A 20,364-nucleotide genomic window follows, 5' to 3' on the forward strand; every position below is an offset into this window, starting at 1 on the left:
CGCTCACCGATCCAGGCGGCCGCTCGTCCCGGCCGGCGCTGGCGGGTCCGCATGGCCGTCGCGGAACAGGCGCGCGGCGAGGATGTGCTTGCATGGTCCGCGCTCGCCCTGCGACTTGCTGAACCACGGGCACGAGCAGCGGTCACGGTCGGCGCGCAAGCGGACGTGGTGGACGACGTCAGTGCCGGTGACGGCGAAGTCGTGGCTGTCGCCGCCGCTGCCCGCCAGCAGCTCGATCTTGTCGTCGGCCAGCAGTTGCCGAGCGTCGAGCAGGCGTGGCTGCATCGCCTCGACAGCTTCGAGGTCGAAGGGGAGTTCGCGGTGGAAGTAGCGGCCGCTGCTGCAATCGTAACCGGCGAGGCCGCGCGCGCCGAGCGCCGCGAGTGCGGCCGCCACCTCGTCGGCAGTCAGGGCAGTCGCCTGCGCCACCTCGCCGACGTCGATCTCGTTCTGCCAGCGGAGTTGCGCACGCACCTTCGGCAGCGCCTTCTGCCAAGTCGCGGCAGCCAGCGTCGACAACACCTGGCCCTCGCCAGAGAAGCCGCGCTGGATTTCCGGGCTGACCAGCAGCGTCACCCGGCCGACCGCGAAGACGACTTCCCACGCCGAAGCGCCGGACACCGCGTCGCTCCAGATGCGCAGACGTTCGGCGCGCTGCACCAGTCCGGGAAGCGTACGCAGCCGCTGCACGCCGCTGACCGCGACCGCACCCGCGGCCGGCCGCTGGCTGAGGCGCAGCGAAGCACCCGACTGGACGACGAACGACGGTTGCCGGGGAACGTTGCCGAGCGGCAGGCTGCGCGCAAAGCGGCGCGCCTCGGCGCCGGTGACGTCGGCCAGCAGTACCAAGCGCGGCAGGTAGGCCTGCACCTCGCTGAATCCCTTGATCCAGCGCAGCGGCAGGCGCACCTTCTTTTCGACGACGCGCGCCTCGCCGCGACTCAGCGTGAAGGCTTCGCGACCGACCGAGAACTCGACCCGCTCGTGGTCCTGCAGGCGCATCAGCGCGGCGCGCATCGGCATGTTGAAGTCGACGTTGGTCGTTCCCCGACCGAGCCGTTCGGCGGCCAGCCCGACCGTGTCGAGATCGACACGCACGTAGACCCCGCAACAGCCGCTGAATCCCTCGAAACGCAGCATCGCATCGTTGCTCGTCACCACCGGGTCCATCTGTGGTGGCCGCGGCAGGAAGTAGTGCGTGCGGACGACGTCGAGCAGGGCCAGCAGCATGTCGGCGACGCTGCGTGGCTGTTCGATGCGGCCGTGGAAGAAATGCGGGTGTCCGTCGCCGCGCGATGAGGTGGCGAGTTGCAGCGTCTGCGCCTGTGGCGAGGCGACGACGCCCGACGGCCATGGATAGCGATAGGTGAAGTTGAGTGCGCTTGCCGACATGCGGTCGTCGCTCCGGTGAGTTGCTCGGGCAGTGCTCGGGCCGTGCCGCCGGGTGACACGGGCTGCCTGGCCGGTGTCTCGCAACGGCGTCGAAACCGGCCACGCGCGGCGCACGCGCGCGGATTCCGGCACGCGTTCGCCAGCTGCTCAGGGACAAGCGGGGCTGGCTCCAGACACATCCATCGTCGCCGCGCTGCCGACGATGCCGATTCGCGCCAGGCAGGGGCTGAGCTGCGTGTAGCTGACCAGCCGCCACCAGTCGTTGGCCGTCAGCCAGGCGAGAGCCGCCGGGCTGAACGAGAGATCACGGTACGGCAGCCGGCCCGCCAGCACACCCGCATCCGCCCAGCCGTCGGTGTCGCCGTCGGCAGCCGGGAAGCCGCCGTTGAGCGCCTGGTAGCCGAGCAGCCCATGGTCGGGAAGGCTCGCGTTCTCGGCACGCGCGCGGACCTCGCCGAGGATGCGCTGATTGACGACGCGAAAGAGGTCGTCACGCGTGACTGCCAGGACGACGTCGTTGAAGGCCGCCGACTGCGGTCCGGAGACGAAATCCTGGTCGCCGTCGGCGTTGCTGCCGTCGAGATAGTCGGCGACCGCGTTGCCCGGTCGGCCGTTCTGGTTGGCCAGCGGCACGCCCGGGGCGAAAACGATCGCCGCGACGTTCGCCGCGCCGTCGAGCCGCAACTCGGCGACGGTCTCGAAGTTGATCGGCTGCGCCGAGTCGTCGTCCCGCAGTGCCGGCGCCAGGGCGTACCAGAGCAATTGACCGGCGGCGTCGCGCAGCTCGCCCACATCGAGCGTGCGCCACGGCAGACGGCCGACGTAGGTGGGGCACTGGTTGCCGGCGAACAGCGGTGCGACGCCGCTCTCGTCGACGGCCGGACACGGCAGGCTGCCGGGGCGGTTGTCGTCACCCGCCGCGCGGCCGATCAAGGCCTGCTTCGCTTGGGCGAGTGCGGCTCCTGCCGCCTCCTTGCGTGCGACCTGGAATTGCGTCACATTGAGTTCGCCGACCAGGAGATACAGTCCCCAGAGGGTCAGCAGCGTCAGCAGCGCCAGCAGCGCAACGCCGCTCTGTCGCCGCGGTGCAGCCGCCGGCAACCGCCTGACTCCGCCTTCGGGCCGCGAGCGCATCGGCTATCTCGTCGCTGTCGGGCGACGATGAACGACGATCGTTCCACCATCGAGCAGATCCTGCGTCTCGCCGCTGCTGCTGTTGACCGTCTCCCCGACGCGTGCCCTGGTTGGCGGCAGCGCATCGGTGCCGATGACGACCCGGCCGGGATCGGCCCGCTGCGTGCGGACTCTGACGCCGCTGCCGACGTCGCCTTCGCTCTGCGGGATGCCATTGATCCAAGCCGTTCGCCGGCCGCTGCTGCGCGTCACGACACCGTCGATGGTCAGCGTCGGCTCGCTCTGGACCGCCTGCTGGTCGAGGGAGTTGCTCTGCCGCTGGCGGTCGAGCTGCTGCCGTCGCTCGGGGGTGAAGAAGAGGCGATCGAGCGCCTCCTCGGCGACCGCCGGCAACGGCATCGCCAGCCACAGGCAGAGCAGCGGCATGCCGCCGGCGAGCCAGAGCCCGACAGCGCCTGCCCGAGGTGGCGGGGGAAGCTGCCGTACGGCCAGGGCGCAACGTCGCTCACTCATTCCCCACCCGTCCGGCGCCGCGATCTCGCCGCACGCGCGCCCGCAGCGGCCCTCATCGGCCGCGCGCCGTGCCCGCTGCATCAGCTGCCCACCCCTCATCTGCCCGTACCTCTCTCGCCACCCGCCACCGCGCCCTGGCGACCCGCGCCGCGGCCGTCGTCGGGCGGCTGCTTCCTGGCAGCCTCACGCGCCGTCAGCCAGTCGATCTCGCACTCGGCCGCCAGATTGGCGCGGCCGCCGGAACGCTCCTCCGAGCCGGCTGGCAGCCGCTCGACGTGACAGCGGTTGATGCGGATCAGCGCCCTCGCCTGCTGCCGCAGATCGGCGAGAAAACGACTGAGATCCTCCTCGTGCAGCAACTTCAGGTCGATCTTCATCGAGCTGAGATAGAAGGCGAAATCGCCGACCTCGGCGCTGTCCAGCGGCCGCTGCGGCGACAGCTCGTAACGCAGGTCGAGCAGGCGGTGCCGGTCACGAATGTCGTTGAGCAGCTCGATCCACTCCAGCCGCGGCTCTGCGCCAATCATGCCACGCTCCTGCAGCCTGTTGAAGAGGAGCGACTTGTGCTTGATCTCGCTCTCCTCTTCGCGCACCCGCCGCAGCTTGCCATCGGCCTCGCTGCGCTGCGCGAGGGCGACCGTTCGCGCCCGCTCGGCAGCGTCGTGGAAGCGGTTCGCGGCGTACAGGGCGACGCTGCCGACGGCGACCATGAGCAATGCCAGCAGCGCGCTGGCCTGGACCTTCGGCCAGTCTTCGGCGCTGAACTTCATGCCCCGGACACCCGCCGCAGTTGCAGCCGGAAGGCGCGCGGCTGCCGTTCCCCGGCGGCTGCGTCACCACCCTTCAGCGCCTTGCCTGATTCGACATCGAAGGGCTGCTGCTGCACCTCGACCTCGAGCTGCGGGTTGCGTCGCAGCGCGTCGAGGAAACGGTTGAACACGGCGAGCACCTGACGTGGATTGCTGTCGTCACCAAGCCGGATACTGCCGCGAACGACGAGCGTCTCGTCGCTTGGCGCTGCCGGCGCCCGGCCCTTGCCGTCATCGCCGACGAGCGACCGCGACGCTGCAGCCGCCGGCATGAGCTTCCAGTCGAGCGCATCGAGCTCGATCGCCGGCGCAGGGCCCAGGGCGCGACCGAGCTCCCGCCAGAGGTAGTCCGGTGATCCCGCGCTTCTCTCCACCTCGAGGTAGCGATCGATCACCCGCCGCAGGTTGTCGTTGCTCGTCGCTATCGGCGGGAAGGTGCGAACGATCTCGTCGTAACGTCGACGCGCCAGCGCCGTTTCGCTGACCAGGAGATCGACCTCCTGATTGACCTGATGGGCATCGTAAGCCTGTTTGCCGGCCCACAGCAGGCAGGCAGCCAGCGCAACGACACCGGCCCCCTGCAGCGCCGAACGGACGAGCCAGAGATGATAACCATGGCGTTGTTGATCATTCGCGAACTGGCTGCGCGGCGGGTCGCTGGCCAGCAGGTGCAGCAGCAGTCGGTCACAGCGGCTGTCGATCGGCAAGGTCGCAAGGCCGCTGTGCTGCGCGCAGTGCTCGAGGTCAAAGATGGCGAAGGACAGCGTGTCGCTGTCGACACAAGTGCTCTGGATCGCACTGATGGCCTGCGGATGGGCGACGAGGCAGGCCCTGATCGGCTGCTGCCGGGAGATCAGACGCTGGCTGACCAGATACTGCTGCAACTTGCGGGCCTCGGCTGCGAAGGTCTGGGCGATGCCGCCGATGCTGCTGTTCGGCAGCGGGCTGAGGCGGCTGAACTGAAGCTGCCCCTTCTCGAGGTAGCTCTGCCGGATCGACTGGTCCTGAATCGTCAGCAACAGGCAGCGCTCGTCGGCGACGGCAAGTCTTCGCAGCAGCGTGGCCCCCAGCATCGACACGGAATGCACGCCGGCAAGAGCCACCCCGGAGCTGGCAAGCGCCGCCAGCCAGGGAGCGAAGAACTCGTTGTTGGTCAGCGCCGCGAGCAGGACGCGTTCATCCTTGCGCCGCGACTTCTCGTAACCGAGCGAGAGCGAGGCGGTCAGCGTCGCACTGAAGAAGTGCTGCCCGAGCTTGCGCGCGATCACCGCCTTGCGGTCGTCGCCGCGCAGGAACGGGATCTTCTCGACATGGAAGCCCTCGTCGGCGACATTGGCAAGGAGCCAGAACAGGCTCTTGCGCTTGCCTTCGAGGTAACGGAGAAAGCGCAGGCGCCCGTCCTCCGTGAAGTCGAAGGATCCCTCGTCGCTGAGCGTACCGGCGTGCCAGAGGCAGGCGGTCAGCTGGTGCGCGCTGAGATAGAGCAGGCGACGGGCAGGCATGGCTTCAGGTCTTGATCTTGCTGATCACGTCATAGACCGGACCGAGCACGGAGAGCATGATCCAGCCGAGCATGCCGCCCATCAGCAGGGTGAGCAGCGGCTCGATCAGCTGCTGCATCTTCTGCACCGATTCGCGCACGTCACGATTGTAGAAGTAGCTGACGTTGAGCAGCGCTTCGTCGAGCGCACCGGTGTTCTCGCCGACGCGCAGCATGCGGATCACCAGCGGCGGGAAGAAACCGGTACCGTGGAAGGCGGCGGTCACGTTCTGCCCTTCGACGATCAGTTGCTCGACCCGTTCCAGCCCCTGGCGGATCACCAGGTTGCCGACGACGCCCTGCGTCGTCCGGATCGACTCGAGGATCGGGATGCCCGAAGCGTAGAGCAGCGCGAAGGTGTTGGCGAAGCGCGCCAGGATGATCTTGCGCAGGATGTTGCCGAGCACGGGAACGCGCAGCTTGAGGCCATCGAAGCGCAACCTGGCCAGCGGGTTGTGGTTGAGCAGCAACCGCACGGCGAAAAAGGCGAGCAGCGGCAGCGTCGGCAGCAGGTACCAGTAGGCGACGAGCAGGTCGGACACCAGGAAGAGGATCTGCGTCTGCAGCGGCAGCACCTGTCCCATGCTCTTCACGAACAGCCGCAGCTGCGGCACCATGTAGACCATCAGGAAAAGCGTCGCGGCGATGACGATCGAACCGACGAAGGCCGGGTAGGCGGCCATCTTCCGCGTCTGCGACAGCAGTTCGTCCTCCCACTTCAGCGATTCGTTCAGGCTGTTGAGCACGTCCGGCAGGCGGCCGGTCGCCTCGCCGGCGCGCACGAGACTGACGAAGACCGCGTCGAAGACGCGGCGATGGCTCTCCATCGCCTGCGACAGCGTCTGGCCACCCTCGATCGACTCGATCAGGCTGGCGACCACTTCGCGGAAGCGCGGATGCTCGAGGCTGTCGCGCAGGTCGGTGAGCCCCTCGAGAATCGGCACGCCGGCACGGACGAGCTGCTGCAGATGGAAGCAGAAGTGGATCAGTTCGCGCCGCGGGATGCCGCCACTGCGCAGCAGGCTGCGATTGCTCAGCGGCTCGCCGCTGACCAGGTCGAGTTCCATGCGCCGCAGGCGCAGATCGAGGTCGACCAGGTTGATCGCGTCGATGCGGCCGAAAACCATGCGACCGTCCGGACTCACCGCCTTGTAGGTATACAGCGGCATGGACCTACATCCGGTCGGTCAGGTCGACGACGCGCCCGATTTCCTCGAGCGATGTCGAACCGTCGAGAACACGCCGCAGACCATCGTCCGCCAGCGTGACGACCCCCTGGTGCCGGGCCAGTTGCTGCATTTCGCGCAGCGTGCTGCGGCGGGCGATCAGTTCGTCCATGTCGGCATTGATGCGCATGAGTTCCATGATCGCCAGCCGCCCGCGATAGCCCTGGAACTCGCAGCGCTCGCAGCCGCTCGGGCGATAGATGACCGGCCGCGGCCCGTCGACCAGCTTGCCGAGCAGGTGCGCCTCGTGCGCCTCGGCCTGATAGGGAACCTTGCAGTGCACGCAGAGACGTCGGACCAGCCGTTGCGCGATGATGCCGATGATGTTGCCCGCCATGATGTCGGGCAGGATGCCGATGTCGAGCAGGCGCGGAATGGCGCCGATCGCCGAGTTGGTGTGCAGCGTCGAATAGACCTGGTGGCCGGTCATCGCCGCCCGCAGCGCCATCTCGGCGGTCTCCGCGTCGCGGATTTCGCCGACCAGGATGATGTCCGGATCCTGGCGCATCATCGAGCGGATGCCGTTGGCGAAATCGAGCTTGACCGACTCGGCCGCCGAGGTCTGCCGCACCAGCGTCATCGGATACTCGACCGGATCCTCGAGGGTCATGATGTTCACCCCCTCGGAGTTGATGTGGTTGAGCACCGAGTAGAGCGTCGTCGTCTTGCCGCTGCCGGTCGGCCCGGTGACCAGGATGATCCCCTCCGGCCGCGCGATCATCAGCTTGAGCAGGTCGAGCTGGCGCTCGGCAAGGCCGAGACCCTCGAGCGGAACGATCCCCTTCTGCCGGTCGAGGATGCGCAGGACGATGTTCTCGCCGTGGATCGTCGGCTGCGCCGAAACGCGGAAATCGACCTGCCGGCCGCGCATGTTGAGCGAGATGCGTCCATCCTGCGGCGCGCGGGTCTCGGCGATGTTCATCCCGGACATGACCTTGATGCGCACCGCCATCGCCGGCCAGTAGGTCTTGTGCAGCGAACGGATCTGCCGCAGCATGCCGTCGATACGGTAGCGGATGCGCAGGAAACTCGCCTCCGGCTCGAAATGGATGTCGGAAGAATCGCGCTTGACGGCGTCGGTCATGATCGAGTCGATCAGCCGCACGACCGGTTGGCTGTACTCGTCGGACGAGGACTGCAGGCCACGGAAGTCGATCTCGCCGGTCTCGATCTCGTGCAGGATGCCGTCGATCGACAGTTCGTAGCCGTAGCACAGGTCGATCGCGCGGTCGATCTCGGTCTCGCCGGCGAGCAGCGTGCTGATCTCGAGGTCGTCGCCGGCGAGACCGCGGATCCGGTCGAGGGCGACGATGTCGTTGATGTCGGCGATCGCCACCGTCAGGCACTGATTGGCGGCGTCGTAATCGAGCGGCAGCAGGTGGTGGCGCTTGGCGAGGTCGCGCGGCACCAGCCTGAGCGCCGAGGGATCGATGATCGCCTTCGACAGATCGACGCTCTGCTTGCCCAGGCTTTCCGACAGCGCGTCGCGCAGCGTCGCCTCGGAGACGAAGCCGAGTGCCACCAGCAACTTGCCGATCGGCCGGTTGGACTTTATCTGCTCGAGCAGCGCGATGCGCAGCTGGTCTTCGCTGAGGATGCCCTTGCTGATCAGGATCTGGCCCAGCGGCCGCGCATGCGGGTGGATGGCAGGAGCGTTCATGGCTGCGCCGGCGGACCAGGTTGATGCGGCGGAAGCGGCACGGGCAGCGCCTCAGGGCTGCAGTTCAAGGATTCGTTGCCGGGCTGCATTGCGGTCGAAAGCGGCGCGGCTGAGGTCGGCGGCATTCAGCGCCATGCGATAGTACTGCAGCGCCAGCTTGCCCTGGCGCAGGTGGTCGAGGCTGACGGCGACGTTGAAGAGATAGTCGGGATTGTCGGGATCGAGTGCATAGGCCTGGAAATACGCCTGCTGCGCGTCGCTCCAGCGACGCTGCCGGGAATACAGGTTGCCGAGGGCGAAGTGCAGCGGCGGTGAATCGGGCTGCGCCGCCAGCAGCGTCTTCAGACGGCTCTCGGACTGTCCGCCATCACCGCCGCCGTGCAGGTTGATCAGCGCCGCCTGCGCCGTGGCGTCTGCCGGATCCGATTCGAGCACCCGCAGGTAGAGGTTCTGTGCCCGCTCGAGCTGGCCCTGCCGCAGCGCGATCGCCGCCAGTCCGAGCAGTGCGTCGGCATTGCGCGGATCACTGCGCAGCGCCTGCTCGTAGGCGCTCCGGGCCTCGTCGAGGCGGCCGGCCTGCCAGTCCTCGTAGGCCCTGTCGAGCGTCCGCTCGGCCTGCGGACGGCGACTGGCGGAACGGACGACGCCTGCATCGTCAGCCGGCAGGTTGCCGGCGCGCTCGTCCCGCTGGCGGCGCTCACGAGGCGCCGCCGCCGGCGGCGCAGCCGGCCCGGGCACGGCCTGCGGCGACAGCGACGAGCCCGCGGCCGGTACCGGCGGCGGCGCGGGCGGCGCTGTGATCGCAGCTGGCGATGGCGGGACAACCGGTGGTGGGCTGGCGGTTGCCGGAACGACCGGCGGCTGGACCACCGCCACCGCTGGCGGCGGGGTGACCCGCGAGCCGCCGGCAAGGCCTTGCAACTGCCACCAGAAATAACCGGCGATCGCCAGCGCCGCTGCGCCACCCAGACCGACGAAGAGCCACAGCGACGTCCGCGGGCGCGGCTCCTGCTTGACGGCAAAGACGTTCTTCACCGCCGTCCGGGCGGCGTCGTCAGCGCCGCGGTCGCCCCCCTCTGCCGCCGCTGCCGTGCGGCCGCGCCGCGGCAGCGGCCCACCGACGCCGGCGGCAAGATCGGCGTCCACCGCATCGAGGTGCCGCGACAGCGGCGGCAACGAGCGACCCGGTACGGCCGCCGGCGCGTCCAGCGGATCGAGGCTCAGCTCGGGCGGCGCTGCCGGCGGCGCCGCGGGCGCGGCCGGCTGCGCGCCTGCGGCGGCCTGCCTCTTGGCTTCCTCGGCCCGTTTCAGGGCATCCATCAGCAGGCTCACTGCAGTGGCTCCGGACGCCGCGTGGGGACTGTGAAGGGCTGGAAGACCTGGTCGCTGCGGAAGAAGTCTCGGTCCGGCAGCGAACTCCGGAAACTGCTGAAGTCGCCGTCGATCGAGGCGTCCTTGATCACGGTCGGGCGCAGCAGGACGACCAGTTCCGATTTTCCGGACGAGTTGTTGCGGTTGTTGAACACCTCGCCGACGATCGGGATATCGCCCAGCAACGGCAGCCGACCCAGCCGGTTGTCCAGGCGATCCTCCATCAGGCCGCCAAGGACGGCGATGTCGCCGCTCTCGACACGCATCATCGACTCGATCTCGCGCATGCGGATCTGCGGCACCAGGTTCTTGATGTTCGCCGCAGCCAGAGCCGGATTCGGGTCCTGTTTCAGTTCCGCGATGCTGGAGATCGATGGCCGGACGTTCAGCGTCACCGTGCCGGTGTCGCTGATCTGCGCCGTCAGGCTCATGAAAAACCCGATCGACACCGATTGCGGCGTCGTCGTCGTCGTGACGGTCGCGTTGGTGTTCGGCCCCCCCGGGACGGTGTCCTGCTTGACGCTGAAGTACACGAAGTCCTCCGAAACCTTGAGGGTCGCCGTCTGGTTGTTGAGGACCGCGAGCTTCGGACTCGACAGTACCTTCACGGCCCCGAAGGCGCGCAGCAGTTCCACGGTCGCGACGAGGTTCAAGGGATTGATGTCCCTGTACTTGATGACGAAGGGCGTCACCGCGCTGGGCACGTTGGTCGTCAACTGCGGCCGGCTGACGCTGTACTCGGTGCCACTGGTCAGCCGGCTCCATTCGATCCCCTGCTGGTAGCCATCGGAAAGCGTCACCTCGACGATCGTCGCCTCGATCAGTACCTGCCGCTGCGCACCGAGCATCACCCGATCGAGAAACTCCTGGACCTTTTCATGCTGGCGGGCGGTCGCGCGGATCGTGATCACCCCGGCCTCGGGATTGGCGATCACTGACGCCGCCTCACGGAAGGTCATCCGTTTGACGATGGTGGCACCGGTATTCTGCAGGACCGCCGGATTCGGGCTGCCGGCCAGCGACTGTACGGCCTGGCCGAGCCGTGCCGCGGCACCCGGCGCAGGCGGCGCGGCGCCGGTGCCGGTGGTGCTCTGTGACGCACTCTGCTCGGTGACGGTCTCGGTCGATCCTTCGGGAAAGACCTTGTCCGTCTCGTGCAGCAGATCCTTGAGGTTCTTCTCCAGAGACTGCCAGAAGCTGTTCTTCGACTTGTTGTCGATCTGGATGCGCGAGGTGTTGCCGGTGCCGGCGACGCCGCCGCTGCCGGTCGCCAGCGCGCTCGTCGAGATCTGCGTGTTGGTCGACACGATGCTGGTCACGTCGCGCGAGATGTTGACGTAATCGACCCTGTAATTTTTCAGGTAAGGCGAATCGGGCATGACGACGAGGTTCGGACCATCCATCTCGAAACGCATGTCGACCTGTTTGGCGATGCGGGTGAGCAACTGCGGCAGGGTCTGGTCGATGGCGTTGAGGGTGACGGTGCCGGTGATCCCGGGATGGATATCGACGTTGATCTTCGCGTCGCGCGCCAGCGCGAACAGCAGGTCGTGCACCTTGACGTTGTTGACGACGACGCTGTAGGTCTCGGTGCGGGCGGTCGAGCGCGGCCGCGGCAGCGCGGCGCTCTGCTGCACCGGTTGCGGAATGGCACCCGGCGGCCGTGCCACGGCCTCAGCTTGCAGATGCCCCGGCGACGGCCCGGTGCTCAGGGTGGTCGGCGTGCAGGCGGCGAGCACCAGCAGCAACACGACGGCGTCAAGGCTTCTCGGGGACACGCTCAGGCTCGCTCCGGTGACAGGGAAAGCTGATCATACCACGTCAGGACTTCGGCACAAGTGCATGATTTTTATTACCTTCCGCAGGAGCGGCCGGAGTGGCGACGGGGCCACCGGAACGCAGCCGCGCAACCGAGCGCACGTAGGGCCGGCTCGCCGGCGAGAGTTCGCCGAGCGTCGCCAGGGCGGCGTTGGCTTCCTCGCGCGAGGCATAGTCGCCATAGATCACCCCCAGCCGCTCCCTGCCGGCCAGCAGCGAGCGATACACGCGGACCTGACCCGGATCCAGAACCTTTGAGTTTTTCGCAATGAAATCATCGATTTCGCGCTGGCTGCCGGCATCGGCCATGAGCAACTGGATGAAATGGTGACTGTCCGGAGTCCGGCGCAGCCACTCCTCGCTCGCCGCGAGGCGCTGTGCGAGACTCGGCGCCCGGGCAGCGGCAGCGCTCGCAGCCGGCGCCGCGGACCAGACCGTCGCGCGCACCGGAAGCGCCGGCGGCGGCGGGACTGCCGGAGTGGCCGGTGTGGCCGGTGTGGCCGGTGTGGCCGGTGTGGCCGGTGTGGCCGGTGTGGCCGGTGTGGCCGGTGTGGCCGGTGTGGCCGGTGTGGCCGGTGTGGCTGGAGCGGCTGGCGTGGCCGGCGCGGCGGAAGCGGCCGGCGCGGCGGAAGCCGCCGGCGTGGCGGAAGCCGCCGGCGTGGCGGAAGCCGCCGGAGTGGCGGAAGCCGCCGGAGTGGCGGAAGCCGCCGGAGTGGCGGAAGCCGCCGGAGTGGCGGGCACCGCCGCGACCGTCGCCGTCGTCGCGACAGCGGGCGCGGCCGTGGCCACCGCAACGGTGGCCACGGCCGCCGGCGGCAGCGGCGCCGGCGTGCTCGCCGGCGCCGACTCGCCAGTCACCGCCGTGTCTGCCTTCGCCTGCGGCGGCGACCGGACCTGGCTACCGGCGCTGTGGCTGCCGGCAAGATAGGCGACCGTGGCGACGCCGAGCATCGCCATACCGGCGACGGCGGCCCACGCCCAGCGGCCGCGCGCCCGGCCGGCGATCGGCTGGAACTGCGCATCACGGATCGCCGCGCGCACCTGCGCGGCGTCGACCTGATGCCGGCCGGCGGCAAATGCGGCCAACAGCGCCTTGTCGGCGAGGATGTTGATGCGCCGCGTCAAGCCTTCGGAGCTGCGGCTGATCAACTGGACGGCACGCCGGCTGAACAGGTCGGGGCCGCGATAGCCGGCGGCGCGCAGGCGAAACATCAGGTAAGCGGCGACATCGCTGCGGTGCAGTGGCGCGAGGCTGAAGCTGTGCGTGATGCGGTCGTTGAGCTGCCGCATGGCGCTCTCGCGCAGCCGCTGATCGAGTTCCGGCTGGCCGAAGAGGACGATCTGCAGCAGCTTGTGGCGGCTCGATTCGAGGTTGGAGAGCAGGCGAATCTCTTCCAGCGCATCGGCTGGCATCGCATGCGCCTCGTCGATGAGGACGACGATCTGCCGGCCGGCGGCATAGATTTCGAGCAGGTGATCCTGCAGCGCGCGCAGCAGCAATTGTCCCTGCCCCGCCGGGAGATCGATACGCAGCTCGGCGGCGATGGCGAAGAGAATCTCGTCACGCGACAGCATCGGATTGGCGAGATAGACGGTCTCGACGTTCTCCGGCAGCTTTTCGAGCAGCATGCGGCAGAGCATCGTCTTGCCGCTGCCGACCTCGCCGCTGACCTTGACGATGCCTTCGTCGTTGGTGATCGCGTAGATCAGCGCTTCGAGCGTCGCCCCGCGGTTGGCGCCGGCAAAGAAGAACTCGATGTGCGGCGTGATGCGGAAGGGTGCCTGCTGCAGCCCGAAATGCTCGAGATACATCATGTCTCGCGCGCCGCCGCTTCCATCCGGTTGTACAGCGTCGTCCGGTGGACGCCGAGCAGACGTGCCGCCTGGCTGACGTTGCCATGCGCCAGCTTCAGCGCCGCTTCGATGTAGCCGCGCTCGGTCGCGTCGAGCAGGCGATCGAGGCTGAACGGTTCGCGCTGCCGCAGGCGTTGCGTCGCAGCGGCGACGATCGCCTCGCTCGTTCCGGCGTCGAGCGCTGCCGGCAGGGCGTCACCGTTCGCCGGCGAATCGTCCGGCAGATCCAGTTCGGCCTCGAGCGCCGCCGCATCGACGATCTGTCCCGGATAGCGGGTGGTCAGCCGGATGACGACGTTGCGCAGCTCGCGCACGTTGCCGGGAAAGGCATAGTCACCCCACAGGCTTGCCGCCTGTGGCGACAGCGAAAAGGGTAGCTGCTGCGTCTGCGCGGCGTAGTGCTGGCGGAAGTGCTCGAGCAGGAGCAGCTTGTCCTCGCCCATCTCGCGCAGTGGCGGCGCGGCGATCGAGCACACCGAGAGGCGATGGTAGAGATCGGCGCGGAAGCGGCCGGCCTTGACCTCCTTGCGCAGGTCGCGGTTGGTGGCGGCGACGATGCGCGCGCGGCTGACGCGCCGCTGCGTCTCGCCGATGCGCTGATACTCGCCGTTCTCGAGGACGCGCAGCAGCTTCGCCTGCAGATCCAGCGCCAGTTCGCCGATCTCGTCGAGAAAGAGCGTGCCATCGGCCGCGTCGTCGAAGTAGCCGGCGCGACTCGCTGCGGCGCCGGTGAAGGCGCCGCGGGCATGGCCGAAGAGCGTCGCCTCGACCAGGCTGGGCGAGATCGCGGCACAATTCAGCGCCAGGAATGGCCGGTAGCGCCGCCGCGTATCATGGTGCAGGCAGCGTGCGGCGATGATCTCCTTGCCGCTGCCGGACTCCCCCTCGATCAGGACGGGGAACGGCAGGTCGGCGTACTGCCGCAGCTGCAGCCGCAGCTTCTGCATCGCCGGGCTGTTGCCGATCAGCGGCGAAACGCCTTCCCGCTGCTGTTCGTCGAGGGCGCGAAAGGCCAGAGCGCCCTCGAGCACCTGCTGCAGGTCGCCCGGGTTGCACGGTTTGGCGACGAAATCGGCGGCACCGAGCGTGCGCGCGTGACGGGCGTTGCCGCCATCGCTCTGTCCGGAAAGGACGACGATGCGGATGGCCGGCGCCAGCTTGATGAGATCGGCAATCAGCGAGAATCCCTCGTCCGGACGATGCGGCACCGGCGGCAGGCCGAGGTCGACGAGTGCCAGCTCCGGCGCCCGGCGCAATTGCCGCAGAATCTGCAGTGCGTGCGGCCGGGAATGGCTGGTGACGACCTCGAACGGCTTGCTCAGCGAGAAACTCAGGGTGTCGCAGATCAGCGGATCGTCATCGACGATCAGCAACAGGGGCTTCTCGGGCAATGCGGTTGCGGGGTGGCTGAGCATCGAAAGCGTGTCGTCACGGGGGCTGGTGGCGGTTGCGTCATTATTCCACAATTATATTAACGTCAAGTAAATCACGGTAAGGCGATGAAGCGTCAGGTATAATTCGCCCTCGTTTTTCTCCCCGGATGCACGCGTGTCAGCCGAAGACCTTGTCGAGATCAGCAGTCTTGATTTTGCCTACGAAGATCGCCCGATCCTCGACGGCATCAGCCTGCAGATCCCGCGCGGCAAGGTCGTCGCCATCATGGGTGGTTCCGGTTGCGGCAAGACGACGCTGTTGCGGCTGATCGGCGGCCAGCTGAAGCCAAGCCGCGGCGAGATTCGCGTCGACGGGCAGTCGGTACCGCAGCTTGACGACGAAGAGCTGTATGCCTTGCGGCGGCGGATGGGCATGCTCTTCCAGTTCGGCGCGCTGTTCACCGACATCTCGGTCTACGACAACGTCGCCTACCAGATGCGCGAACACACCGACCTGCCGGAAGAGCTGATCCGCGACATGGTGCTGATGAAACTCAACGCCGTCGGCCTGCGCGGCGCGCACGGGCTGATGCCGGCCGAGCTCTCCGGCGGCATGGCGCGGCGGGTCGCCCTCGCCCGGGCGATCGCGCTCGACCCGATGCTGATCATGTACGACGAGCCCTTCGCCGGTCTCGACCCGATTTCGCTCGGCATCATCGGCCAGTTGATCCGTCGGCTCAACGATGCCCTCGGCGCGACGACGATCATGGTCACGCACGACATCCAGGAGTCGCTGCTGATCGTCGACTACATCTATTTCATGTCCGACGGCAAGGTGATCGCGCTCGGCACCCCGGACGAGATCCGCGCTTCGCGGCATCCCTTCGTCCATCAGTTCGTCCACGCAGAGGCCGACGGACCGGTACCGTTCCACTATCCGGCCGCGCCATTGGCGCAGGAACTGCTCGCGAGGCACGCACATGGCGGATGATGCCCGGCCAGAAAACCGCATCGTCGCAACGCTCGGGCACATCGGCCACCGGGTGGTCGACGGCCTGCTCCGCCTCGGTTTCGCGACCCGCTTCTTCCTGATGGTGCTGCTGCAGTCGGGGCAGTCGTTCCGGCGTCTGCACCTGACCATCCGCGAGATCTACTTCTCGGGCTTCCAGTCGCTGCTGATCATCCTCGTCTCCGGTCTGTTCATCGGCATGGTGCTCGGCATGCAGGGCTACGAGACGCTGCAGCGCTACGGTTCGGCCGAGGCGCTTGGCGTCCTCGTCGCCCTGTCGCTGGTGCGCGAGCTCGGACCGGTGGTCGCTGCCCTGCTCTTCGCTTCGCGCGCCGGATCGTCGATCACCGCCGAGATCGGCCTGATGAAGGCGACCGAGCAGCTCACGGCGATGGACATGATGGCGGTCAATCCGATCGCCCGCGTCGTCGCTCCGCGCTTCTGGGGCGGGGTCATCTCGATGCCGTTGCTGGCGGCGCTCTTCTCCGCCGCCGGCATCCTCGGCGGCTATCTGATCGGCGTCGTCTTCATCGGTGTCGACGAGGGCGCCTTCTGGTCGCAGATGCAGGCATCGGTCGATTTTCGTTACGACATCTGGAGCGGCATCGTCAAGAGCTTCGTCTTCGGCATCGCGGTATCGCTGATCGCCGTCTTCGAGGGCTACGACGCCCTGCCGACAGCCGAAGGTGTCTCCGCTTCGATCAAGGGCACCGTCGTCAAGTCGGCGCTGGCGATCCTGGCGCTCGACTTCGTATTGACCTCGTTCATGTTCCGGGAGGCTTGATGAGTCGCAAGTTGCTCGACCTCTGGGTCGGTGTTTTCGTCGTCCTGGGAATGGCGGCGGTGCTCTTTCTCGCCCTCAAGGTCGGCAACCTGTCGGCGGCGAACTTTGCCGAAACGTACCCGCTGCGCGCCAAGTTTGTTAACATCGGTGGCCTGAAGGTGCGTGCGCCGGTGAAGAGCGCCGGTGTCGTCGTCGGCCGGGTCGTGGACATCCATTTCGATGCCGAATCCTACGAAGCTGTGGTGACCATCAGCATCGACGGCCGCTACCGCTTTCCGAAGGACACCTTCGCCCTGATCCTGACCGCCGGGCTGCTCGGCGAACAGTACATCGGCCTCGATCCGGGAGGTGACGAGGCGATGCTCAAGGCGGGCGAAGTGATCGGCAAGACGCAATCGGCAGTGGTGCTGGAGAAGCTGATCAGTCAGTTCATGTTCAACAAGGCGTCCGAAGGACCGAGCGAAAAATAGAAGGGGGAACCGAACGATGAGAACGCAACTGAGGAGCCGCTGGTCCTGCCTGGCCTGCGCCGCCGCGCTCGTCGCTCTTGGCGGCTGTGCGACGACGGCGAACAATCCGAAGGATCCGTTCGAGGGCTTCAACCGCGCGATGTTTGCCGTCAACGAGGGGCTCGACGTCGTCATCAAGCCGGTCGCCCAGGGCTACGACGCAGCGGCGCCGCTGCCGCTGAAGGTGGTCATCGGCAACTTCTTCGGCAACATCTGGGATGCCTGGACCGCGGTCAACAACGTGCTGCAGGGCAAGGGCCAGGACGCCGCTTCCGATCTCGGCCGGGTGCTGATCAACAGCACGCTGGGAATCGGCGGCGCTTTCGACATCGCCGGCGAGATGGGTCTGGAGAAGCACTCGGAGGATTTCGGCCAGACGCTCGGCAAGTGGGGCGTCGCCGACGGCCCCTTCTTCTACTGGCCGCTGATCGGACCGCGGACGACGCGCGACACCTTCGGCTGGATGGTCGACGTTTATGTCGATCCGGTCTGGCACCTCGACGACGTGGCGCTGCGCAACAGTCTCGCGGCAACCCGTTACATCAACCTGCGCGCCAGCCTGCTGCCGTCGGACAAGGTGGTCGAGGAAGCCGCAATCGACCGCTATGAATACATCCGGGACGCCTACCTGCAGCACCGCCGCAGCCAGATCTTCGATGGCGCGCAACCGCATGAGGTGATCGTCGACGAACCTGCGCGCTAGACCCGGATCAAGACTGCCACAACCCGCCGGCGTCCACCGGCGAGCCACACCTGCCTGGAAAACGATGATGAAGTTCGCACTGGCCCTGCTGTTCGCCCTGTTCTGCAACCTGACGCCCGCACTGGCGCAGGAAAACGCCCCGGACGCCCTCGTCCGCAAGGTTACCGACGACGTCCTCACCGTCGTCCGCCAGGACAAGGATATCCGCAGCGGCAACACGCGCAAGGCCATCGACCTGGTCGAGACGAAGGTCCTGCCCTACTTCAACTTCCAGCGCATGACGGCCCTTGCCGTCGGGCGGGACTGGAACAAGGCGACGCCCGAACAGAAGACACGCCTCGCCGAGGAGTTCAAGACGCTGCTCGTCCGCACCTATGCCAACGCTCTGACCTCCTACAAGGACCAGAGGATCGTCTACAAGCCGACCCGGTTGCAGCCCGACGACAGCAGTGTCGTCGTCCGTACCGAGGTGGTGCAGCCCGGCAGCCAGGCGGTCCAGCTCGATTACGAACTGGCGAAGCAGGGCGACGGCTGGCAGGTGTACGACGTGCGGGTGGCCGGTGTCAGCCTGGTGACGAACTACCGCGACACCTTCAGCCAGGAGGTTCGCAGCAATGGCATCGACGGCCTGATCGCGCTGCTCGGCAAGCGCAACAAGGAACTCCAGGCAGGCAAGTCATGATCGTCGGCACGGACGGCGGGCTGCGAGTCAGCGCGCCGATGGTGATCGCCAACGCACGCTCACTGCTCGCTGCCGGACGCAGCTGCCTGCACGCCCGTGCGGCGGCGTCGCTCACCGTCCTCGACCTCGCCGAGGTCGGCGAAGTCGACTCGTCGGCCGTCAGCCTGATCCTCGCCTGGTTGCGCACCGCCGGCGAACGTGGTCTGCAGCTGCGCATCATCAATCCGCCGGCAAGCCTGCTCAGCCTGGCCTCGCTCTACGGCGTAGCCGAACTCCTGCCGCTGGCCTGAGGCGGCCCGCTGCTTGCCACGACCAATGGGCGTTGCGGTTGCCATCGATCGCGTCGAGAAGCGCTTCGCCGCCGTGCAGGCACTCGCCGGGGTATCGCTGCGGATCGACGAGGGTGAGTTCTTCGGCCTGCTGGGGCCGAACGGCGCCGGCAAGACGACGCTGATTTCCTGCCTGGCCGGTCTCAGCCGGCCGGACGCGGGCAGCTGGCCGTCCTCGGGCACGACGTCGTCCGCGACTACCGCGCCGCCCGCCGCCTGCTCGGCGTGGTGCCACAGGAACTGGTCTTCGACCCCTTCTTCTCGGTCCGCGAGACGCTGCGCATCCAGTCGGGCTACTTCGGCATCCGCAACAACGATGACTGGATCGACGAGATCCTCGCCAACCTCGATCTCGTCGCCAAGGCCGACACCAACATGCGGCGGCTGTCCGGCGGCATGAAGCGGCGGGTGCTGGTTGCCCAGGCGCTGGTGCACAAGCCGCCGGTGATCGTCCTCGACGAGCCGACCGCTGGCGTCGATGTCGAACTGCGGCAGGGCCTCTGGCAGTTCGTCCGTCGTCTCAATCGCGACGGCCACACGGTGATCCTGACGACGCACTACCTCGAGGAGGCCGAATCGCTCTGTGGCCGCATCGCCATGCTCAAGCAGGGGCGCGTGGTGGCGCTCGACTCGACCGCCAACCTGCTGGCTCGCTTCGCCGGGCAGACGCTGAGCCTGCGCCTGGCGCCGCCGGCAGCGCTGCCGCGACACCTGGCGGCGCAGGCAACGAGGGTCGACGGGAACTGGGCCTTCCCGCTTGCCGGAGCCCGCGAGGTCGAGCAGCTGCTGGCCGAACTGCGGCAGGCAGGTTGTGTCATCGACGACCTGCGGCTGACCCAGAGCGATCTCGAGGATGTTTTCCTCGGCGTCATGCGCAACGCGGCCGACAGCCGGAGCAACGACCGATGACCGGCTTTCGCACGCTGCTCTACAAGGAAGTCCTTCGTTTCTGGAAAGTCAGCTTCCAGACCATTGCCGCACCGGTGTTGACGGCGCTGCTCTACCTGCTGATCTTCGCGCACGTTCTCGAAGCGCATGTGCAGGTGCATGGCGTCCCCTATACCGCTTTCCTGATCCCCGGTCTGGTGATGATGTCAGCGCTGCAGAATGCCTTCGCCAACAGTTCGTCGAGCCTGATCCAGTCGAAGGTGACGGGCAGCGTCGTCTTCGTCCTGCTGCCGCCGATCTCCTACGGCGAGTTCTTCCTCGCCTACGTCGTCGCCGCCATGCTGCGCGGCCTGATGGTCGGCACCGGCGTCCTGCTGGTGACGATCTGGTTTGCCGTGCCGGCGGTCGAGGCACCGCTGTGGATTCTCGTCTTCATCCTCCTTGGCGGCGGGATCATGGGCGCACTGGGGATGATTGCCGGCATCTGGGCCGACAAGTTCGACCAGCTCGCCGGCTTCCAGAACTTCCTGATCATGCCGCTGACCATGCTCTCCGGCGTCTTCTACTCGATCCATTCGCTCCCCGGCTTCTGGCAGCAGGTATCGCATTTCAACCCTGTGTTCTATATGATCGACGGCTTTCGTTACGGCTTCTTCGGCATCTCGGACGTGCCGCCGGAGACCAGCCTGGCGGTCGTCGGCAGCAGCTTCGCCCTGGTATCGGCAGCAACGCTGCTGCTGCTGCGCAGCGGCTACAAACTGAGATCCTGA

Annotated in this window: 18 protein-coding genes and 1 pseudogene; 8 read left to right on the forward strand and 11 right to left on the reverse strand. The window is 67.4% G+C overall.

What is annotated here, in order from left to right:
- Positions 1-3 precede the first annotated feature (3 nt).
- The 11 genes from V5B60_RS01830 to V5B60_RS01880 all read right to left on the reverse strand — a co-directional run bounded on the left by V5B60_RS01830 (position 4) and on the right by V5B60_RS01880 (position 14,732).
- Positions 4-1,392: an SWIM zinc finger family protein gene (locus V5B60_RS01830; protein ID WP_332345327.1), complete on the reverse strand. Its 1,389-nt coding sequence runs from the start codon at positions 1,390-1,392 to the stop codon at positions 4-6.
- A 147-nt stretch (positions 1,393-1,539) separates the two neighbouring features.
- Positions 1,540-2,526 carry a hypothetical protein gene (locus V5B60_RS01835; RefSeq protein WP_332345328.1) on the reverse strand — a complete coding sequence of 329 codons (987 nt, stop codon included), beginning with the start codon at positions 2,524-2,526 and terminating at the stop codon, positions 1,540-1,542.
- Positions 2,527-2,529: 3 nt separating this feature from the next.
- Positions 2,530-3,039, reverse strand: a complete 510-nt coding sequence (locus tag V5B60_RS01840) for a hypothetical protein (protein WP_332345329.1) — start codon at positions 3,037-3,039, stop codon at positions 2,530-2,532.
- 95 nt (positions 3,040-3,134) lie between these two features.
- Positions 3,135-3,809, reverse strand: a complete 675-nt coding sequence (locus V5B60_RS01845; protein WP_332345331.1) for a hypothetical protein — start codon at positions 3,807-3,809, stop codon at positions 3,135-3,137.
- A complete protein-coding gene (locus V5B60_RS01850; protein WP_332345332.1) occupies positions 3,806-5,350 on the reverse strand; it encodes a hypothetical protein in 1,545 nt (514 codons plus the stop codon). Before V5B60_RS01850 ends, V5B60_RS01845 begins: the two co-directional genes overlap by 4 nt.
- 4 nt (positions 5,351-5,354) lie before the next feature.
- Positions 5,355-6,557: a type II secretion system F family protein gene (locus tag V5B60_RS01855; RefSeq protein ID WP_295356006.1), complete on the reverse strand. Its 1,203-nt coding sequence runs from the start codon at positions 6,555-6,557 to the stop codon at positions 5,355-5,357.
- A 4-nt stretch (positions 6,558-6,561) separates the two neighbouring features.
- Positions 6,562-8,274 (reverse strand): GspE/PulE family protein, encoded by a 1,713-nt coding sequence (locus V5B60_RS01860; RefSeq protein WP_332345333.1) that lies wholly within the window; start codon positions 8,272-8,274, stop codon positions 6,562-6,564.
- A 51-nt stretch (positions 8,275-8,325) separates the two neighbouring features.
- The gene (locus V5B60_RS01865; protein ID WP_332345334.1) at positions 8,326-9,606 is read right to left on the reverse strand and encodes a tetratricopeptide repeat protein; all 1,281 of its coding nucleotides are present in this window, start codon (positions 9,604-9,606) and stop codon (positions 8,326-8,328) included.
- Positions 9,603-11,423, reverse strand: a complete 1,821-nt coding sequence (locus V5B60_RS01870; protein WP_332345335.1) for a type II secretion system protein GspD — start codon at positions 11,421-11,423, stop codon at positions 9,603-9,605. The genes V5B60_RS01865 and V5B60_RS01870 overlap by 4 nt, the downstream gene beginning before the upstream one ends.
- A gap of 43 nt (positions 11,424-11,466) precedes the next feature.
- A complete protein-coding gene (locus tag V5B60_RS01875; protein ID WP_332345336.1) occupies positions 11,467-13,278 on the reverse strand; it encodes an AAA family ATPase in 1,812 nt (603 codons plus the stop codon).
- Complete coding sequence (locus V5B60_RS01880) at positions 13,275-14,732, reverse strand: sigma-54 dependent transcriptional regulator (protein ID WP_332345337.1); 1,458 nt, start codon at positions 14,730-14,732, stop codon at positions 13,275-13,277. The genes V5B60_RS01875 and V5B60_RS01880 overlap by 4 nt, the downstream gene beginning before the upstream one ends.
- Positions 14,733-14,865: 133 nt before the next feature.
- Between V5B60_RS01880 and V5B60_RS01885 the strand changes: the two genes are divergently transcribed.
- From V5B60_RS01885 to V5B60_RS01920, 8 genes and pseudogenes are all read left to right on the forward strand, one after another.
- Positions 14,866-15,681, forward strand: coding sequence for an ABC transporter ATP-binding protein (locus tag V5B60_RS01885; RefSeq protein ID WP_332345338.1), 816 nt, complete (start codon positions 14,866-14,868; stop codon positions 15,679-15,681).
- Positions 15,671-16,483 (forward strand): lipid asymmetry maintenance ABC transporter permease subunit MlaE, encoded by an 813-nt coding sequence (gene mlaE, locus V5B60_RS01890; RefSeq protein WP_332345339.1) that lies wholly within the window; start codon positions 15,671-15,673, stop codon positions 16,481-16,483. The genes V5B60_RS01885 and mlaE overlap by 11 nt, the downstream gene beginning before the upstream one ends.
- Positions 16,483-16,953 (forward strand): outer membrane lipid asymmetry maintenance protein MlaD, encoded by a 471-nt coding sequence (gene mlaD, locus V5B60_RS01895; protein ID WP_295355999.1) that lies wholly within the window; start codon positions 16,483-16,485, stop codon positions 16,951-16,953. Before mlaE ends, mlaD begins: the two co-directional genes overlap by 1 nt.
- A 16-nt stretch (positions 16,954-16,969) precedes the next feature.
- A complete protein-coding gene (locus V5B60_RS01900) occupies positions 16,970-17,695 on the forward strand; it encodes an MlaA family lipoprotein (RefSeq protein WP_332345340.1) in 726 nt (241 codons plus the stop codon).
- Positions 17,696-17,759: 64 nt separating this feature from the next.
- On the forward strand, positions 17,760-18,377 hold the full coding sequence (locus tag V5B60_RS01905; RefSeq protein ID WP_332345341.1) for an MlaC/ttg2D family ABC transporter substrate-binding protein: 618 nt from the start codon (positions 17,760-17,762) through the stop codon (positions 18,375-18,377).
- A complete protein-coding gene (locus V5B60_RS01910) occupies positions 18,374-18,667 on the forward strand; it encodes an STAS domain-containing protein (RefSeq protein ID WP_295355996.1) in 294 nt (97 codons plus the stop codon). Before V5B60_RS01905 ends, V5B60_RS01910 begins: the two co-directional genes overlap by 4 nt.
- 25 nt (positions 18,668-18,692) lie before the next feature.
- Positions 18,693-19,615: pseudogene (locus tag V5B60_RS01915) on the forward strand (ABC transporter ATP-binding protein).
- Positions 19,612-20,364 carry an ABC transporter permease gene (locus V5B60_RS01920; RefSeq protein WP_332345342.1) on the forward strand — a complete coding sequence of 251 codons (753 nt, stop codon included), beginning with the start codon at positions 19,612-19,614 and terminating at the stop codon, positions 20,362-20,364. Before V5B60_RS01915 ends, V5B60_RS01920 begins: the two are co-directional and overlap by 4 nt.

Source organism: Accumulibacter sp., from assembly GCF_036625195.1.
Lineage (GTDB): Bacteria > Pseudomonadota > Gammaproteobacteria > Burkholderiales > Rhodocyclaceae > Accumulibacter.

Bases quoted from the DNA above. Each gene is read 5' to 3' on its own strand.
- V5B60_RS01830 (WP_332345327.1), bottom strand. From the start codon at position 1,392: ATGTCGGCAAGCGCACTCAACTTCACCTATCGCTATCCATGGCCGTCG.
- V5B60_RS01835 (WP_332345328.1), bottom strand. From the start codon at position 2,526: ATGCGCTCGCGGCCCGAAGGCGGAGTCAGGCGGTTGCCGGCGGCTGCA.
- V5B60_RS01840 (WP_332345329.1), bottom strand. From the start codon at position 3,039: ATGAGTGAGCGACGTTGCGCCCTGGCCGTACGGCAGCTTCCCCCGCCA.
- V5B60_RS01845 (WP_332345331.1), bottom strand. From the start codon at position 3,809: ATGAAGTTCAGCGCCGAAGACTGGCCGAAGGTCCAGGCCAGCGCGCTG.
- V5B60_RS01850 (WP_332345332.1), bottom strand. From the start codon at position 5,350: ATGCCTGCCCGTCGCCTGCTCTATCTCAGCGCGCACCAGCTGACCGCC.
- V5B60_RS01855 (WP_295356006.1), bottom strand. From the start codon at position 6,557: ATGCCGCTGTATACCTACAAGGCGGTGAGTCCGGACGGTCGCATGGTT.
- V5B60_RS01860 (WP_332345333.1), bottom strand. From the start codon at position 8,274: ATGAACGCTCCTGCCATCCACCCGCATGCGCGGCCGCTGGGCCAGATC.
- V5B60_RS01875 (WP_332345336.1), bottom strand. From the start codon at position 13,278: ATGATGTATCTCGAGCATTTCGGGCTGCAGCAGGCACCCTTCCGCATC.
- V5B60_RS01880 (WP_332345337.1), bottom strand. From the start codon at position 14,732: ATGCTCAGCCACCCCGCAACCGCATTGCCCGAGAAGCCCCTGTTGCTG.
- mlaE (WP_332345339.1), top strand. From the start codon at position 15,671: ATGGCGGATGATGCCCGGCCAGAAAACCGCATCGTCGCAACGCTCGGG.
- mlaD (WP_295355999.1), top strand. From the start codon at position 16,483: ATGAGTCGCAAGTTGCTCGACCTCTGGGTCGGTGTTTTCGTCGTCCTG.
- V5B60_RS01900 (WP_332345340.1), top strand. From the start codon at position 16,970: ATGAGAACGCAACTGAGGAGCCGCTGGTCCTGCCTGGCCTGCGCCGCC.
- V5B60_RS01905 (WP_332345341.1), top strand. From the start codon at position 17,760: ATGATGAAGTTCGCACTGGCCCTGCTGTTCGCCCTGTTCTGCAACCTG.
- V5B60_RS01910 (WP_295355996.1), top strand. From the start codon at position 18,374: ATGATCGTCGGCACGGACGGCGGGCTGCGAGTCAGCGCGCCGATGGTG.
- V5B60_RS01920 (WP_332345342.1), top strand. From the start codon at position 19,612: ATGACCGGCTTTCGCACGCTGCTCTACAAGGAAGTCCTTCGTTTCTGG.